The sequence below is a fragment of the Glutamicibacter sp. X7 genome, assembly GCF_054889245.1.
The window spans coordinates 3,032,497-3,048,960 of the sequence record NZ_CM142678.1 but is presented as its reverse complement, the minus strand read 5'-3'; the positions used below and the strand labels follow the sequence as shown (position 1 = coordinate 3,048,960).

Below are 16,464 nucleotides of genomic sequence, written 5' to 3'. Positions count from 1 at the left end.
CTCAAATAACCACAGATGAACCCCTGACCCTAGCGATTATGACATCAAGCAGGAGTGGAAACTCCTGCTAGCTCTCGCTCGACACTATCGGCGGCTCGGTGCGCGCTGAGCACAGCACCATTGAGCGTGCCGGCCCACTCGGCCGCCGTTTCGGTGCCAGCCCAGTGAATTCGCCCGTGCGTAGCCGCCAAAGACGGACCGTAGCTGGTGGTGGCATAGGGTGCGACGGCGGGATTGGGCCCTCCCGGCGCGAAGTCCTCTTCGCCCCAACAGTGATCGATGTAGTCCACGGGCGTAGCTGCCTGGTCACCGTAAAGCTCCACGAGTTGTTCGATAACACGCTCACGACGATCCTCCAGATTGAACCGGTCATAGACGCGAGGATCCAGGAAGGCCACCAGTACACCCGGGCCGGCGGGGTCAACCGTCACATCGAAGGTGATGAAGGCGGCGCCTGCATCCGAAATCGCGACCCCCGACAGGCCATTCTCGCGCCAGAATGGCTTGTCATAGGCCAGAAAGGCCTTGCTGAGCGAACCCATGCGCCAGGTGCGGCTCAGGCCCTGGGCTTGCTCCGGAAGCTCCGGCTCGAACTCAATATGTGCTCGGTGTGCCGGAGCCGTCGTCGAAATAACATACTTCGCGTGGACGGTGCCCTTCGGGGTCTGAATATCCACCCCATTCTCGTTCTGATCGATCCGCGTGACGGGGGTGCTCAGGTGAATTCGGTCCTCGAGTTCGGCGGCCAGTTCTGCCGCAATCGACTGGAATCCTCCCGTGACACGAGCCTCCTGCTGCCCGCCTTCGACGGCGAGCATATGCTCGAGGCCACCGGCGGCCCGCTGGTAGCGCAAGGCATGCAGTAGTGAGACGTCGCCCAGACTGCAGCCCCACTGGACCTTGGCAACGACCTCTAGAAGTGCCCGCGTGCTCACTGAGGCGCCTTGGGCATCGAGCCATTGGCCGAAGGAAAGCTCATCGAGCTCCTTGGCACCAGGCGAATCCCATGCCGCGTCGACATCGATGCTCTCGACAAGCTCATCTACTTGCTGCTGAATCCGTCCGAGATCCTCGGCATCCACGGCGCCTCCGATGGGCAAGGTGCCCACATACTTCTGGATGTCGCCAGCCATCTTCAGCAGATTATCCCCATCGTGAAACTGAGTCGTGGTGGAGATTCCGAAGCGCTCCATGAGCTGGTGGACAGCGGTGTGGCGTTCAGCCACCCACGTGGCACCTAAGTCAACTGTCACTCCCGCGATCTCGCCCGAGTAAACACGCCCACCGATGCGGTCCCTGCCCTCAAGGATTAGGACCGAACGGCCCTGGCTGGCCAGGCGATCGGCCGCTACCAGGCCTGAGAATCCGGCTCCTACGATTGCGACATCGACTGTAGTCCCGTCGAGCTGTTCCGTAGCGAAGTTTGTCATCTGCGCCTCCTCGATATTCCCCTGATTCAGTGTTTCTGAATTCAGAATTGCTGCACTTTCAAACTATCGGGGGACCGTTGACTGAGGCTACGGAATTGTGCCCCAGTTCTAGAATGCCGGGGTGCACGCTGCACTTAGCACGCTACTTTTCGTCGGTGCACGCGAGTGTGAGGCAAGTGAAGGGCCCATTATCTTTCTCGGTAGGTTAGCGCAGGCAGGACGGGCAAGAGAGTTCACCACAACGTCAACGAACAGATTAGTGCCGCTTCCCTGCCCGTCGGGCCAAGCTTTTGCTGCCGTTGAACAGGTCGTTGAAGCGATCCAAGGCCCAGACGGCCCGTAGCACGAAAGGATTGAGCAGTTTCGACATGGACGCCGGATACTCTGTGGCATCGGACCAAATTCCGGCCAGATCCGCCGACATCTCCCCGTCGATAATGTAGTCGGCGAGTTGATCACCCACGTACGGCACTTGGCAGAGCCCGTGACCATTACACGCCATTGAGTAGTAAACGTTGTCGCCCACCTGACCGGCGACCGCGAGCCAGTCGGGGCTGAACCCGATCCATCCGCCCCAAGCCCGGTCGATGGCCACATCGGAGAGCGAGGGGAAACGATCGGAGAGGTCCTTGCCCATTTCTTGCACGAGCTCGGGGCTCGGAACGCGCTCTGGAAGTGGATATCCCGGGGCGCGTTCGGCGCGGCGCACGCCGCAGACAATGGTGTTGCGTTCGGTGAGTCGGTAGTGGGTCATCAACTGGTGTTGGGTGATGATGCCGCAACGACTGGTCCACTCCAGCTCGGCGAGCCGTTCGGGCGCGATGGGCTCGGTTTCGATTTCGATGACATAGAGCGGAGTCGAGAGGTGTTTGGGCGTGATCTCCCATTCGCCGCTGTAGGCGCTGGTCGCGAGCACGACTTTGTTGGCTCGTACCGTACCGCCGGGAGTGCTGATCTCCACCACGCCACCGGTGCGCTTCACGTCGCTGACCGGCGACTGTTCGTAGACTCGTGCCGAGGAAGACAGCAGCCCTTGGCGCACACCGCGGGCGAGCTTGCCCGGGTTGAGCATTCCGCCGATGGACTCGCGCATCCCACCGACAAAGCCGGCCGGCAGGCCCAACTCCTTGCGATTGCCGACCGTTCCGTGGCCACCGAAGGTGCGCAGTAGTGCGGCCTGAGTGCGTACACGAAGCATCATCATAGGAGAGACCGCGCCCCATACCAGGCCATTGGGCACATAGTCGCAGTCGATGTTGTGCTTATTCATCAGATTCTCAACATAGTGGCCCGCATTCTCGGCAAGCTTCACCATGACCTGTAACTTTGAGGGAGACTGCAAGGCCAGCATACGCAGGTCTCCGCCTGGTGCCCCGGCGATCTGGCCGCCATTGCGTGAGGCGGAACCAAAACCACAGAACTCGCCCTCGAGCAGAACCACATCATGGTTGCGTTCGGCCAAACGTAATGCAGTTGCCATGCCGCCCATACCCCCACCGATGACGGCGATGTCGCAGGTGAGATCTCCGTCTACTGCGGGCTGCAGATCTTCTGGTCGGTCGATCCAGCCGCTGAAGTTGCTGTACTTCGTGGTGTCGGTTCTCATGATGTGCTGATCTCCTTCGGGTAGGGCTTGGACCCTGGGCCCGAGCAAGCACGGCCGGGATCACTCGGCTACTACGTGTGTCTGTGACGGGTCAGAGCGAGAGCGACCGATGGCGCGCTACCTTTGCGGGCGTTCCAGGGAAGAATCTCAGTCTGTGGGCTACGACGGGGCCAGGTCAACGAGATGCTGCGGTGTCACCTTGAAAAGAGCACAAGTCGGTGCATGATGCACTCTGGGGGTATGTCTCAAGTGCATACTTCACCCGCATTTTTGGGACTGCAACCGGGGTTGCCGTGGCGGGATTTAATCGCTGGAGGTCGCGAATTCCGGCACGAGATCGAGCACGAGTAGTGCTGCAGCTAGGTGCACAGGATTGTCTTCGACCTTGGTGGCGGAGAGCTCATTGGCCCGTGCTACGCGGCGTTCGACGGTGTTCCGGTGCAGGAAGAGTTTGCTGGCAACACGGGTGGCCGTGAAACCGCACTGAATGTAGGTCAACAGGGCCTGGCGCAGCGATGCATCCGCCGCGGCCAATTCCCCTAGGGTGCTGAGCACAAATCGTTGGGCGCTTTGCCGATCCTTGGTCAGCCCGTCGACAAGCTCCACCTCGGCGTACTCGGTGAAGCGTCGCGAGGCACCCAGCCGAACCAGCATTGACTGGGCCGCTAAGGCTTCTTGATGGCTGGATCTAAACCCCTCGAGCCCGTTCGACGTCCGGCCGATGGCAGCGCTCACCCGTGGAAACTCTTTCAACGTCTGCTCAAGTAAGCTGCGGTCGGGGCGAGTCGGGCCGGAGAACCAGAGCCAGCGCGAGGCAGTGCTGGCCCGGGCCACAAGTTGCGGCTGGCCACGGGTCGCGGCGCGCAGAGCAGTGAGGGCACGTTCAAGTTCCTCGGCCTGTTCGGGGCCGTCGGTCCAGAGCAGCAGTGCGCAATGTTCGCGGGCCATCCGATAACCTAGGCGCTCTTCAGCCAGATACTGATTGATCGGCGCGCCGCTGGCGATGAGCTGAATCATAGCCACCGCCTGTGCGCTGGCATGATCGATTGCCGCATCGAGACTCGCCTCGCGAAGCATCGCGACATGATCGAGAGCATACTGCACCAAGGAGTGCGCCGAGCGGTCCAGCACCTCGATAAGAACCTCGGGCTCTGCACTGTACTCGATACACGCCTCGACCCATCGTTTCCAACCCACGCCGAGGGCCGCACGCCAGCCCGCCGTGGGATCTGGGGCCAGTCCACGGCGTGAAAGATCCTCAATATATGCGGCGATCCGACGTCCCACGTAGGGCTCGACCCGGGCCCCGGGGCGCTGGATATTCGAGGTTAACCACTGCACAAGATCCGAGCGGTTGTGTTCGCGGGTCTCCTTCTGCAAGGATCCGTCGGCGAGCATGCCGGGGTCGCTGAAGGGGGCCACCGACGCCTCGGCGATAGCGTCTGCCATCGCGTCCACATCGGCGAGCAGTCGCTCGCAGAGCGCACGGATCATCTCCGCGGCGGCCGGACGGGGCGGGGGCCACAATTCTTCCATATCGGTAGTCTGCCGTACCGCGCCGCAACAGTCACGGATGCGTTGATGTCCTGCGCCACGCAAAGTGCACTGTGCACCACGACGCGGCAAAGCGAGTGCTTGCTGCTGTGGCGCGCATCACCATCTGGCCGTGACACTGGATCGATACCGACCACTAGCGAGGAGAAAACGATGACGCACGGCAGGGCAGATATTCTCGAGGAGCTCGACATCGTCGTAATCGGAGCGGGAATTTCCGGGATCGGGGCCGCGATTCACTTCGATAAGGAGCTTCCCGGGAAGTCCCTGACGGTTCTCGAAGCCCGTGAGGGCCTCGGCGGTACGTGGGACCTTTTCCGCTATCCGGGTATACGTTCCGACTCTGATCTGCATACCTTCGGTTATGAATTCAAGCCTTGGCGGCATGAGCATGCTATTGCCGATGCCGATCTGATCCTCAATTATTTGCGTGAAGCGGTGCAGGAGAACGCACTGGAGGAACGCATCAGGTTTCGACACCGGGTGCGGCAAGCGCACTGGTCATCAGCGGAGGCCAAATGGACTCTGGAAGTCGACGCGACGGATCCCGCCACGGGGCACACCGAGGTGCGCCACATCAAGGCTAGTTGGGTTTTCGCCGCTACCGGCTACTACCGGTACGACCAGGGATACGCGCCGACTTTCCCGGACCAGGATGCCTTCGAGGGGCAGCTGGTGCATCCACAACACTGGCCCGAGGACCTTGATTACAGTGGCAAGAAAGTCGTCATTATCGGAAGTGGCGCCACGGCCATCACCATGGTGCCAGCCATGCTCAAAGGTCCCAAAGCTGCAGCACATGTGACCATGCTTCAGCGCACCCCCAGCTATGTGCTCTCTGCACCGCGCGTCGACGGGCTTGGGCAGGTATTGACTAGGTTGCTCGGTGAGGAGCGTGGCTACAAGGCCACCCGTTTCAAGAACATCTGGATAGACCGTGGCATCGTCAAGGGGCTACGAACCTTCCCAAAGCTAGGGCGTAAGCTTATCCGCCGCGAAACCATCAAACGCCTCGGTAAGAACTTCGACGTCGATAAGCACTTTAACCCGCCCTACGATCCGTGGGATCAGCGACTGTGTTTGGCACCGGATGGTGACTTCTTTGACGCCATCGCCACGTCAGGGGCCACGGTGGTCACCGATTCCATTGCCCGCTTCAGCCCGAAGGGGATCGTATTGACCTCGGGTGAAGAGCTCCAAGCCGACATCGTCGTCACTGCAACCGGACTCAATTTGCAGCTCTTCGATGGGATGCCGATGACCATTGACGGTGAACCGGTAGATATCACTGACTCAGTGGCCTACCGTGGGACGCTGCTTAGTGGCCTGCCCAATTGGGCGATGGCGATCGGCTACACCACCTCGTCATGGACCCTGAAAGTGGGACTACTCTGCCGCTACTTCGTCGACCTGCTTCGATATATGGATGAACACGGTCACGACATGGTGGTGCCGGTGGCAGTACCAGGCATGTCACGGCGACCGATTATGGACTTGGCCTCTGGGTATGCCAAGCGCGCCGAGGGCAAGTTGCCGAAACAGGGAACCAGCGGCCCCTGGAGGATGGCCATGTCCTATCCGGAAGACTCCAAGGCCCTGCGTGGCGACGTGGTGGATGCGAATCTGCGTTTTGCTTCCACCGATCCTGCCGCGAGACCCATCAACGCGAGGCAGTCGGCTCATGTCTAAGACCGAAGCATCAGGCATCGACAGGTTTGCACAGACCTCACAAGGAACGCGGATCTGCTATCGCGACATGGGCGAGAGCTCTAGCCCGGCGCTACTGCTGCTCGCCGGGCTCGGCGAGGACCTAACTTTCTGGACCGACGACTTCTTCGATGCCCTAGTAGACCGCGGATTCCGGGTTATCGCGATCGACAATCGCGATGTGGGACGCTCCAGTTTCGTCCAGCAGCCAGCCCCACCCGTCTGGCGTCAATTGGCCGGGCTGCCGCGGCCGGACGCCTACACGCTGAAGGATATGGCGCAGGATGCACTCGGAGTGCTCAACCATTTGGGCCTCGAGCGGGTCCATCTTGTCGGTCGGTCCATGGGCGGGATGATCGCCCAGATCATCGCGGCCACCGAACCACAGCGTGTGCTCTCGCTATGCTCTCTATACTCCAGCACCGGAGCGAAGGGCGTGGGCGGACAGGCCCTTTCGACCTTAGGCATTTTGGCCGCACAGGCCGCACAGAACCGGACGCAGGCGGTGATCGATCACCTGCGCATCACCAGACACGTCGCGGGCACCGCACACCCACTGGACGAAGTCGCCGAGGCGGCGATCGCGGCCACCGGATGGGACCGTTGCGCGGGCAACCAGGCGGCGGGCGTCGCTAGGCAGATCCAAGCCATCAAGGCCACCGGCGACCGGAGCGCACAGCTACGCCGGATCACCGCCCCGACCCTAGTGATCAATGGCGACCGCGACCTGATGATCGACCCGAGCGGAGGGCGCGCCACCGCGGCAGCGATCCACGGCGCGAGGCACATTGTGATTCCAGGTATGGGTCACCACGTGCCGCAGACGCTGATTGCCACCCTTGTTGAACATATCGCGGAGCACGCGGGCCGCGTCGTGCAAGGAGGCTCGCATGTCGCGCAGGTCTAAAGACTCACTCCAGACGGAATCGGTTGACGCCGTGATCGTTGGCGCAGGGTTCGCCGGGCTCAGTGCCGCAGAGCGACTGTCGAGTGCCGGGGCGTCCGTACTGGTGCTCGAAGGCAAAGATCGTGTTGGCGGCCGTTCGTTCACAGGCGAGGTAGCCGGAGTCAAAGTGGACTTCGGGGCCACATGGGTCTCTCCACGACATACCGCAATCCGCAATCTAGCCATGAAAGTCGGTTGCACCACGACCCCGCAGTTCGCCCGCGGCCGTAACGTCCAGTGGCTACTGGGTAAGCGGCGCACCTATAGCGGCACTATCCCGCCGGTCTCTATCGCCGGGGTCGCGGACATGGCTCGCATTCAGCTGGCGTTGGAACGGTTATTGTCCACGATCGACGTGAGCGCGGCTTGGCGCTCGCCGGATGCGGCCGAGCTGGACAGCATTTCCTTCGGTGAATGGCTAGATAGTAAACGTGCAATGGCCAGTACCCGGGCGCTGATGACGGTGGTTGCTAAGGTGCAATGGGGTGCCACTCCGGCGGATGTGTCCTTACTCCACGTGCTGCGCTATATCCGGGCGGTCGGAGGCATCGATCATATGCTCGATGTCGATGGAGGACAACAACAGGACCGCATCACCGAAACCACGCAAGAGATCGCCCGGCGGCTGGGTGATCGTCTCGGGGACCGGCTCAGACTGCAGTGCCCCGTGCGGAGGATCGTCGAGGATGAGAACTGTTTGACCATTTACGGGGACGGCCTCCGTATTTCCGCCGATCATGTCATCGTCACCGCGGCCCCATCGGATCGGGTGGGCATCGAGTTCGAACCGCCACTACCTGCACAGGCTCAAGGGCTGGCGCGCACGTGGCGGATGGGCGTTCTGAGTAAAGCCTTTATCGCATACGAGCAGCCGTTTTGGCGAAGCGAGGGACTCTCGGGAGAAGCCGTCACCGACACCGGAACCGTCTTTATTACTTTCGATGTTTCTCCGGACCCGACGGGCCCCGGCATCCTGATGGCCTTCTGTGATCCGCGAGTATTCGACGCGTTCGAACCCGCCGAGCGACGCGAGCGCGTGCTACGCCAACTCGTCGACCTCTATGGCGAGCAGGCCGCTAGGCCACTCGACTATGTCGATCACCGATGGTCGGCCGAGTCCTTTGCCCCGGGCGGGCCAAATCCTGCGGTAGCACCCTATGCGACCACATCCTTTGGCGACGCACTCACCGCACCACATGGGCGGGTCGAATGGGCAGGAACGGAAACCGCCGGAGAATGGGCAGGCTGCATGAACGGTGCCGTGCTCACCGGTCAACGCGCGGCTGAACGGGTTATCGCGCGTCTCAGAAAGGACTTAGAACGATGATCGAGATTCTCTTCCTCGTGGCCGACCTCTGGATGATTACCGTCGGATTAGTTTGCGGGGTGAAATTCTTTCGACGCTACGGTAATCATCTGCTCGGCATCGAATGGCTGGTCGTGGCGACCTCGGGCACTAACTTCTTGCTCTGGTCACTGCTCGGTGGTGATGAAAGTAGTCCGCTATATGCCATCGCCTACTTCTTTGACGCGTTCTCGCGGTCCTTCGGGATTACCCTCGTACTCGTCCTTGGTCTGATGGCCGTCACGCACCGCTATAAGCCTCGCCCGGCGATCGAGATCGGGGCGTTGGCGTTAGCTCTTGTCGGTGGTCTGTACCTGCGGCAGTTCCACGATGACGGCACCCTGTATGTGGCACCAGCAACCTTCTTCGTGGTGACCAACCTGGCCACCTCGGTGTTCTTGATCTACTTCGCTACCCGACTCTGGCGTGCCGGGGCACGGGCCGTAGCGATCTGGACCGGAATCGTCACCGTGGCGGCCATGGTTATCGCACTGACCTACGATTTCTTCCCGTTCCCCTTCGACGACGTCAACCGCACCTACTTCTACACCGCGGCGTTGACTACCTGGGGCGCCCAAGGTCTGGTCTACTTCCTCGGTTATCGTGCGTTACATGAGCACAATCTAGCCGGTGGGAACATCAGTGTGGATAGCACGGTTCCGCTGCCCGATCATCGAACGGCCTGAGCTGGACGGTTCTTCTCGGGCCGTGAGTCATTGGCGGGCCGATAGCCGCCCCGACGCATTCGAATGCGTCGGGGCGGCTCCGCTTGTGTGGGCTATCGCCGATGATCAGAAAGTCTGCGCTGGGGAACGCTTGTCTTCAAGTGCTTGAAGTTTCTACCGTTGAATAGGTGAGCTCATCAACCATTCGGCAACGCTATTCGATTAGGGAAGCGGCCGCCTTAACCGGACTGCCGGCCAGTACCCTGCGGTATTACGAATCCATCGGCATTATTGAGCCTATCGGCCGGGACGAAAGTAGCGGCCACCGGGTATACACCCCACAAGATCTGGACGTGTTGACCGCTGTTGCATGTCTCTCGGCGACGGGGATGTCGGTGGCCGATATGCGGCACTACATTGCCAATAACCGTGTCGGTCCCGAAGCGGCCGGTCAACAGATCGAGCTATTGCGGGCTCAAGGCGAGCAATTGGCCGCCGAAGCCCGGCAGCTCGAGGTCCGTCGACGGTACGTCGCTCTCAAGATCGAGTACTGGGAGGCCGTCGCGGCTCAAGACCTCGAACGTGCAAAGAGCATCGGATTGGAGGCGATCGAAATGGCCGCCGAACTGACGAAAAGCACCAAGGGCTGAACTGGGCGCAACCGATAAGCATCGGTTGCTTTGCGGGATGGGTGCCGCGGTAGAGCTTCGTCCATTTTAAGGACGACCGGTTACCTTGCGCCCGCACACACTTTTAGGAACGAAGGAGCAATACATGTCCATGACTGTTAACGCCTATGCAGCACCAGCCGCTGGCGCCGACCTCATCCCCACGAAAATTGAGCGGCGTGCAGTTGGTCCGAAGGACGTGCTGATCGAAATCAAATTTGCGGGCATCTGCCACTCCGACATCCACACGGTCCGCGGTGACTGGGGAGATCAAAGGTACCCCTTGGCCCCGGGGCATGAAATTGCCGGCATCGTATCCGCGGTGGGCGACGAGGTGACAAAGCACGCAGTCGGTGACCGTGTCGGGGTTGGCTGCATGGTCAACTCCTGCGGAAACTGCACCAACTGCCTTGCCGGAGACGAGCAGTACTGCTCGCAAGGGATGGTGGGTACCTATGGTGCCACGGACCGCGATGGCACCATTACGCAGGGTGGTTACAGCACCCACGTGGTTGTGACCGAGGACTTTGTCTTGAAGATTCCGGAGGGAATCGAGCTCGACGTCGCCGCTCCACTGCTCTGCGCAGGAATCACCACGTTCTCGCCATTGCAGAACTGGGGCGCCGGACCCGGGAAGAAAGTCGCCGTGGTGGGCCTCGGGGGCCTGGGCCACATGGCGGTGAAAATCGCCCATGCTATGGGTGCCGAGGTTACGGTACTCTCGCAGTCGCTGAAGAAGCGCGAGGATGGATTGCGTCTCGGCGCGGATCACTACTACGCGACCAGTGATGAAAACACCTTCGCCGACCTAGCCGGATCCTTGGACCTGATCATCAATACCGTCAGCGCGCCGATTGACGTCAGCGCCTACCTGGGCTTGCTGACCGTTGGAGGAGCCATGGTCAACGTCGGGGCGCCGGCAGAGCCGCTACCCGTGCATGCGATGGCATTGATCGGCGGTCGACGTTCGTTCGCCGGTTCCATGATTGGTGGCATTGCCCAAACACAGCAGATGTTGGACTTCTGCGCCGAGCACGGCATCGGAGCGGATATCGAGGTCATTGAAGCGGCAAAGATTAACGAGGCCTATGAGCGAGTTCTCGCCTCGGATGTGCGCTACCGATTTGTCATCGATACCGCCACGCTGAACTAAGAGTTCGCCCGAGTCGTGCGCGCCGAACTAGCATCCGTAGCGCAGCATTAGTCAGTAGTTCGGCGCGGTGGCGGCTTTTGCATACTGGTGACCCCACGCCAGCGGCATTGCCGTATCCGAGTGCTTAGCCAAGTATCGGCTCTACTTATCTAATTTCATTGACTGGGGAGCCTTATGTCTAGGCCTTGTAATAGAAGCATTCGGTTGCTGGCGATGGGCTCCTTGCTACTTCTTGGGCTGGGCGCCACGGGCTGTTCGGCGCCAGCGCCTGAGCCTCACGACCTTCTCCCGATACTTGCCACAGCAGATGAGAGCATGGAGACCATGCCGCCGGAGTTCGCTCACTGGCTCGACGAGGACAGCCTGCAGCCCAAACTCGTACGATTTCTCGGCGAAAATGATGTGGTAACCATATGGGTGGGAGTAGACGCAGAGAACTTTATCTGTGTGTTCTATGACATGCTTCAGGATCAAGGCAGTGGTGGTTCGATGTGTCTGCCGACGGAACTGTTTGCGGAACATGGATCCCACGGTGGATTCACAAGAAATGACGGAGGGCACCTACTGAATCAAGGTTTCTTCCTTGCACCTGAAGGTTATGTTCTGGATGAAGTGCCGCGTGGTCTCGAAAAGATTCTCGACAACTTCTACGCGGGAGATTTCAGCCAACTAGACACCCCAGTGAGGTTCTACAACAAGGCAACAGGGCGTGAAATAGCGTTCATGCAATGACCGCTTCTATGGAGGTTGAAGTCTGTTCACCGTGCCCAATTGTTTGTGCGAAACCGCTTTTCGCGCGGAGCCGGTATGGAAGAGATCGCTCGGATCCCATAGGCGGGTTCGTGTGGGGGAGAGCCAGCCGTAGTTTTCCAATTGGGGGAGAACTACGGTTGGCCATATCGTGCTTTGTTATTGCTTGGACTGCCTTGCGAAGTCCACCGACCTGAGGCTGAGCAATTTGGTTCAAGGCAGAGAAAAGACTTTGCAGGAAAGAGCAATCGTGGGTAGGCCTCCTGTAGAAGCAGACTATGGCCTAAGGCCCAACAGTGGTGTCAACATTCAACGTGCGTTGTTCGGCGATTGCCGAAGCTACTGATTTGACCGCAGCCAATCTCGTCGGCGACCCCCGGAAGGCAATTAACCTCGGGTGGCTTGCCCAGTTGAGGGCTTTGGATGTACGACTCTGGATTCTTGCTACGGCGATGGCACAGCGACTAACACCGAAGTAGTTGAGGCAGCGGGGAAACGTCGCCCGTGCGCGAGACTAGTCTCGGTTGTGCAAAACTACTTGGTCACCAAGGCCTTCACGCTCAACAATGAATGGGCCGATTAGCGTCCCCCAAGGAATTGAGCCTTTCCTTATATTCGGAACAGCGGACTGTATTGCCGCCATCCACCCGCTCACGTAGCATCGAGATTCATACGAATAACTCGATGACACGGAGTGCTTAAGTCAATGGTGCAGAAAATTCGACGCCGCCTGCTAATCGTCTGCTCGTCTATGGCCGTGGTAGTGGTGGCCAGTGGATGCTCGCCGGCAACGACCGATGTCAACGAGTTGCTACCAACCTTCGCTTCGGAAAGCGGCGGATCCCAAGACAAACTACCCGAAGGGCTGGATTCGCAGACCAGTCCCGAGGGTAAACCGCTGGTATCTTCGCGGTTTCTCGGTGGAAACGAAGAAGCAGGTGTTTGGGCCACGCTCGATTCCGAGGACAACATATGTGTGACGATCTCTTTTACTGGTGAGGTCGGGGGTGGATCTAGCTGCCGCACACCCGAAAAGTTCGCTATGCACGGACAATTCGGGGCAATCACGAGCTCGCACGGAAATGAATCCCGGAAGCAGGGCTACTTCCTCGTACCAGAAGGCTACGTACTAGATAAGGTGCCGAACGAACTTGAGAAGATTCGCGACAACCTCTACATGGGTGATGCTGACGCGGTGACCGAATCGCTGGTCTTCCGCGACTATGAAAGCGGCCGGGAAATTGATTTTCCGCGCTAACATCGGAGAAAATCTGCCGAGCTAGAATGCTTTGTCGGGGTTCAAGATGCCCAGCGGGTCGAAAGCATTTTTGATTCGTTGGTGTAACTGCACCGACGTATTGCCGAGTTCCTCGCGCACCCATTCGCGTTTGAGGAGACCCACCCCATGTTCGCCGGTCAGCGTTCCGCCCAGCTGCTTGGCGAGCTGGAACATTTCCCCAAGCGCTTCCTTCGCAGGGCCGCTGGTGATGGATTCGTCGGGTGCCACGACGATCATCGGGTGCAGGTTGCCATCGGCGGCATGGGCCACCGAGAAGATCCGCACGCCGGTGCGTTCGGCGATGCGTTCCAGACCGGCGAAGGCTTCCGCTAACCGGTTGCGTGGCACCGCGATATCACCAATGGAAACCCGTCCGAGCTGTTCCAGCGAAGGGATCGCATCCCGCCTGGCCTGCACCAGTGCCTGTGCTTCGGCGTCGTCGGCCGCGGTGTGCACCGAGGTTGCGAAAGGCGAGATGGCCTGAATAATCTCGTCCAACTCAAGATGGGCTCCGTACCCGTCGGTCTGGGCCAGTAGGAAGGCGCCACCTTGGGCGCGGTGGGAAGTGCCTTGCGCCAGATCGATGGCCTCGAGGGTGGGGCCGTCGATTAGTTCGAGGATCGAGGGCTGGATGCGGGCGGCCGTGATGGCCGATGCCGCCCGCCCGGCCATTTCGACATCAGTAAAATAGGCGGCCGCGGTTTCGGTGCGCACGGGTTTGGGTCGTAGCCGCAGGGTTGCTTCGACCACGATGCCCAGGGTGCCTTCGGAGCCGATGAATAATGCGTTGAGGTCATAACCAGTCACGCCCTTGATGGTGTTGCGGCCGGTCCGCAGAAGCTGACCGTCGGGTAGCACCACCAAGAGGGAGAGGATGGATTCACGGGTAACCCCGTATTTAGCGCACCACATGCCGCCGGCATTCGTGGCGATATTTCCGCCGATCGAGCAGATGGCGGTGCTGGCGGGATCTGGGGCGTAGAACAGCCCGTAGTCCGCCGCGGCAGCGTTCACCTCTGCGTTGAGTACCCCGGGTTGCACCACGGCCAGCATCTCCACCTCGTCGATGCTGAGGATCTGATTCATCGCCGAGACATCGATGACCACCTGACCGGCGGCGGCGCTCGCTCCCGCGGCGAGCCCGGTCCCGGCCCCACGCGGCACCACCGGAATACCTTCACGATGCGCCGCCTGCAAGGCCGCGCGAACCTCCTCGACGCTATGGCAATGCACCACCGCATCGGGGAGGGTCGCCGGAGTGTATCCGGAGCGATCGGTGCAGGCCGCCGTGCGTGCGCTGAGATCGGTGTCGTAATGCGGGTGATCCGCTAACGAGGTGAGGTTTTCGACTGAATCGGTAGACATCGGCGGACTCCATCGCATCGCTCGACTGCACTTTGAAGCGAGTCTACTGGTAGATGCAGGTCCAGCGTGACAGGTTACCGCCGCTTACTGCCGCGGCGACGTGGTTACCGCCGACGGCTTCTGTGGAGGCCTAACCGTTGGCCAGGAACTTGGAGAAAGCGGCGAGCCCGTCGCGGAGTACCTGCGTTTCGTTCGCGTAGCCGATGCGCAGGTAGCCTTCCATGCCCAGTGCCGACCCCGGGGTGAAGAGCACCCCGCAGCCCCGCAGGATTTCCACCGCATACTCATGAGATGGCGTCTTGACGCTGTATTTCAGCAGCGCGGTGGTACCCCCGGCAGGTTTGACGTAGTCAATGTGGTCCTCCGATTGCACCCAAGCGTCGAGTATGCGCAGGTTCTCGGCGGTAATCGCACGCGAGCGCTCCAGGATCTGCTCGGCATGACGCAGCGCCATGGAGGCAAAAGCCTCGTCGATCATGCCCACGCTGATGGTGTTGTAGTCGCGGTGGATCATGATGCGTTCGAGCAGTTCCTCGGGTCCGGCAATCCAGCCCAGGCGGAGTCCAGCCATGGAAAACGACTTGGACATGCTCGCGGTACTGATGCCCTTCGCGTAGAGATCGGCGATGGACGCGGTTACGTGTGGTGCGTGTTGGTCAATGCCGCGGTAGACCTCATCGCAGAGCACCCAGGCGTCGCTCTGCGCGGCGAGTGCGGCGATTTTCTCGAGGGTCGTCGCATCGATCAGTGCGCCGGTGGGGTTATTTGGGTTATTCAGCGCGATGAGCTTGGTGGTGGGTTTCAGGAGCGCAGCCAGCTCGTCGAGGTCCGGTAAGAAACCGTTCTCTTCGCGCAGTGGCAACAAATCCACGGTGGCACCGAGACTGCGTGGAATCGAATAGTGCTGCTGGTAGGTGGGGACGACGGCGATGACATGATCTCCGGGTTCGACCAGGGTGTGGTGAACGAGGGAGTTGGCGCCGATCGCCCCGTGGGTGGTCAGTATGTTGGCGGCTTTCTGCTCGGTGTAGAGCGCAGCGATCAGTTCCCGTAGATCCTCGCGACCGGCAATGGCCCCGTAGCTCAGCCGCATGGCCGAAAGCTCGTCGAGAATGCTCTCGCGCTCGCCGGCGAGGTTCAGCAGTTCGCCGACGGTCAGCGAGTCCACGCAGGTTTCGGCGAGGTTGTAGGTGCAGTTGTTCTCGTACTCGTTCATCCAGATTTCGACGCCGAAGTCTTCGATCTTCATGGGGCTCCTCTGTCGTTGCCAGTGTTCGGTTTTGTCTAATATAATGCACATGGTGTCCTGTGTGGCAAACACGTTGGTGGTGAGGAGGAAACGCCGTGGGTGAACCCGAGGGCGGGAGCGCGGGGCTTTTGCAGCAGGTTGGCATGGCCGTGCGCGATCTACGGATGCAGCGTGGACTGTCCATGGTGGCCCTGTGTGAGGCGGCCGGGATCTCGCGCAGCATGCTGGCTTCCATTGAGGGCGGCAAGGCCAACGCGTCGCTGGTGACCATCGACAAGTTGGCGGCGGCGCTGGGTGTCGACTTCGCCGATCTGGTTGGTGCGCGCAGCGGCACCCCGGTGCAGTCCGTGTCCGCCGCTCAGGCCTCGGTTTTGTGGCGCGCCGCTGGGGAGGGCGGTCTGGGACGGATGTTCCTGTCCACGCGCGGCGTCGGGCGAGCCGAGTATTGGGACTGGTCGCTGGCGCCAGGACAGCGCTACGAAGCCCAGCCCGATGCACCGGGATCCGAGGAATTGCTGGGTGTGCAGCAGGGCACGTTAACGGTCTGCTTCGACGCCGAGCGGGTGCAGGTGCCGACCGGTACGGTGCTACGCATCCCGAGTGATCGGCACTACAGCTACCTGAATGAAGGTGCCCAGGACGTGCGGTTCGTGAGGATCGTGGTGATCAATTCGGGGCGTTAAGCCGTGGCCTCTCTACGGGGCGGATGGCTGGTGCCGATCGGATGCGAGCCGGGCCCTGTGGTTG

At 60.6% G+C, this 16,464-nt stretch carries 14 protein-coding genes; 9 read left to right on the top strand and 5 right to left on the bottom strand.

Translation table 11 applies throughout. From position 1 onward, the window contains the following. Positions 1-44 precede the first annotated feature (44 nt). The 3 genes from ACYU0X_RS14545 to ACYU0X_RS14535 all read right to left on the bottom strand — a co-directional run bounded on the left by ACYU0X_RS14545 (position 45) and on the right by ACYU0X_RS14535 (position 4,572). Positions 45-1,430 (bottom strand): flavin monoamine oxidase family protein, encoded by a 1,386-nt coding sequence (locus ACYU0X_RS14545; RefSeq protein WP_461901456.1) that lies wholly within the window; start codon positions 1,428-1,430, stop codon positions 45-47. A gap of 256 nt (positions 1,431-1,686) precedes the next feature. Further along, positions 1,687-3,036, bottom strand: coding sequence for an NAD(P)/FAD-dependent oxidoreductase (locus tag ACYU0X_RS14540; protein WP_461901455.1), 1,350 nt, complete (start codon positions 3,034-3,036; stop codon positions 1,687-1,689). Positions 3,037-3,339: 303 nt separating this feature from the next. After that, positions 3,340-4,572, bottom strand: a complete 1,233-nt coding sequence (locus ACYU0X_RS14535) for a PucR family transcriptional regulator (RefSeq protein WP_461901453.1) — start codon at positions 4,570-4,572, stop codon at positions 3,340-3,342. A 171-nt stretch (positions 4,573-4,743) separates the two neighbouring features. Between ACYU0X_RS14535 and ACYU0X_RS14530 the strand changes: the two genes are divergently transcribed. The 8 genes from ACYU0X_RS14530 (at position 4,744) to ACYU0X_RS14495 (ending at position 13,082) form a co-directional block, all read left to right on the top strand. Further along, complete coding sequence (locus ACYU0X_RS14530) at positions 4,744-6,279, top strand: flavin-containing monooxygenase (RefSeq protein WP_461901451.1); 1,536 nt, start codon at positions 4,744-4,746, stop codon at positions 6,277-6,279. Then, positions 6,272-7,204 carry an alpha/beta fold hydrolase gene (locus ACYU0X_RS14525; RefSeq protein WP_461901449.1) on the top strand — a complete coding sequence of 311 codons (933 nt, stop codon included), beginning with the start codon at positions 6,272-6,274 and terminating at the stop codon, positions 7,202-7,204. The genes ACYU0X_RS14530 and ACYU0X_RS14525 overlap by 8 nt, the downstream gene beginning before the upstream one ends. Continuing rightward, positions 7,188-8,570: a flavin monoamine oxidase family protein gene (locus ACYU0X_RS14520; protein ID WP_461901447.1), complete on the top strand. Its 1,383-nt coding sequence runs from the start codon at positions 7,188-7,190 to the stop codon at positions 8,568-8,570. Before ACYU0X_RS14525 ends, ACYU0X_RS14520 begins: the two co-directional genes overlap by 17 nt. Continuing rightward, a complete protein-coding gene (locus ACYU0X_RS14515) occupies positions 8,567-9,274 on the top strand; it encodes a hypothetical protein (RefSeq protein WP_461901445.1) in 708 nt (235 codons plus the stop codon). Before ACYU0X_RS14520 ends, ACYU0X_RS14515 begins: the two co-directional genes overlap by 4 nt. Before the next feature lie 167 nt (positions 9,275-9,441). Then, positions 9,442-9,903, top strand: coding sequence for a MerR family transcriptional regulator (locus tag ACYU0X_RS14510; protein WP_461901444.1), 462 nt, complete (start codon positions 9,442-9,444; stop codon positions 9,901-9,903). A gap of 124 nt (positions 9,904-10,027) precedes the next feature. Beyond that, on the top strand, positions 10,028-11,074 hold the full coding sequence (locus ACYU0X_RS14505; protein WP_461901442.1) for an NAD(P)-dependent alcohol dehydrogenase: 1,047 nt from the start codon (positions 10,028-10,030) through the stop codon (positions 11,072-11,074). Between the two features lie 315 nt (positions 11,075-11,389). Further along, on the top strand, positions 11,390-11,806 hold the full coding sequence (locus tag ACYU0X_RS14500; RefSeq protein WP_461901441.1) for a hypothetical protein: 417 nt from the start codon (positions 11,390-11,392) through the stop codon (positions 11,804-11,806). A 724-nt stretch (positions 11,807-12,530) separates the two neighbouring features. Next, complete coding sequence (locus ACYU0X_RS14495) at positions 12,531-13,082, top strand: hypothetical protein (RefSeq protein ID WP_461901439.1); 552 nt, start codon at positions 12,531-12,533, stop codon at positions 13,080-13,082. 21 nt (positions 13,083-13,103) lie between these two features. Here ACYU0X_RS14495 and ACYU0X_RS14490 read toward each other — a convergent pair whose 3' ends face one another. Continuing rightward, positions 13,104-14,468 carry an FAD-binding oxidoreductase gene (locus ACYU0X_RS14490; RefSeq protein ID WP_461901437.1) on the bottom strand — a complete coding sequence of 455 codons (1,365 nt, stop codon included), beginning with the start codon at positions 14,466-14,468 and terminating at the stop codon, positions 13,104-13,106. A 130-nt stretch (positions 14,469-14,598) separates the two neighbouring features. Next, positions 14,599-15,717, bottom strand: a complete 1,119-nt coding sequence (locus ACYU0X_RS14485; RefSeq protein WP_461901436.1) for an aminotransferase — start codon at positions 15,715-15,717, stop codon at positions 14,599-14,601. Between the two features lie 95 nt (positions 15,718-15,812). Here ACYU0X_RS14485 and ACYU0X_RS14480 point away from each other — a divergent pair, with 95 nt between their 5' ends. Continuing rightward, positions 15,813-16,400, top strand: a complete 588-nt coding sequence (locus ACYU0X_RS14480) for a helix-turn-helix domain-containing protein (RefSeq protein ID WP_461901434.1) — start codon at positions 15,813-15,815, stop codon at positions 16,398-16,400. The last annotated feature ends 64 nt before the right edge of the window (positions 16,401-16,464 follow it).

What these genes read in the sequence shown, in the direction of transcription:
- ACYU0X_RS14545 (WP_461901456.1), bottom strand. Translation starts at nt 1,430, where the DNA reads ATGACAAACTTCGCTACGGAACAGCTCGACGGGACTACAGTCGATGTC.
- ACYU0X_RS14540 (WP_461901455.1), bottom strand. Translation starts at nt 3,036, where the DNA reads ATGAGAACCGACACCACGAAGTACAGCAACTTCAGCGGCTGGATCGAC.
- ACYU0X_RS14535 (WP_461901453.1), bottom strand. Translation starts at nt 4,572, where the DNA reads ATGGAAGAATTGTGGCCCCCGCCCCGTCCGGCCGCCGCGGAGATGATC.
- ACYU0X_RS14530 (WP_461901451.1), top strand. Translation starts at nt 4,744, where the DNA reads ATGACGCACGGCAGGGCAGATATTCTCGAGGAGCTCGACATCGTCGTA.
- ACYU0X_RS14525 (WP_461901449.1), top strand. Translation starts at nt 6,272, where the DNA reads ATGTCTAAGACCGAAGCATCAGGCATCGACAGGTTTGCACAGACCTCA.
- ACYU0X_RS14520 (WP_461901447.1), top strand. Translation starts at nt 7,188, where the DNA reads ATGTCGCGCAGGTCTAAAGACTCACTCCAGACGGAATCGGTTGACGCC.
- ACYU0X_RS14515 (WP_461901445.1), top strand. Translation starts at nt 8,567, where the DNA reads ATGATCGAGATTCTCTTCCTCGTGGCCGACCTCTGGATGATTACCGTC.
- ACYU0X_RS14505 (WP_461901442.1), top strand. Translation starts at nt 10,028, where the DNA reads ATGTCCATGACTGTTAACGCCTATGCAGCACCAGCCGCTGGCGCCGAC.
- ACYU0X_RS14500 (WP_461901441.1), top strand. Translation starts at nt 11,390, where the DNA reads ATGGAGACCATGCCGCCGGAGTTCGCTCACTGGCTCGACGAGGACAGC.
- ACYU0X_RS14495 (WP_461901439.1), top strand. Translation starts at nt 12,531, where the DNA reads ATGGTGCAGAAAATTCGACGCCGCCTGCTAATCGTCTGCTCGTCTATG.
- ACYU0X_RS14490 (WP_461901437.1), bottom strand. Translation starts at nt 14,468, where the DNA reads ATGTCTACCGATTCAGTCGAAAACCTCACCTCGTTAGCGGATCACCCG.
- ACYU0X_RS14485 (WP_461901436.1), bottom strand. Translation starts at nt 15,717, where the DNA reads ATGAAGATCGAAGACTTCGGCGTCGAAATCTGGATGAACGAGTACGAG.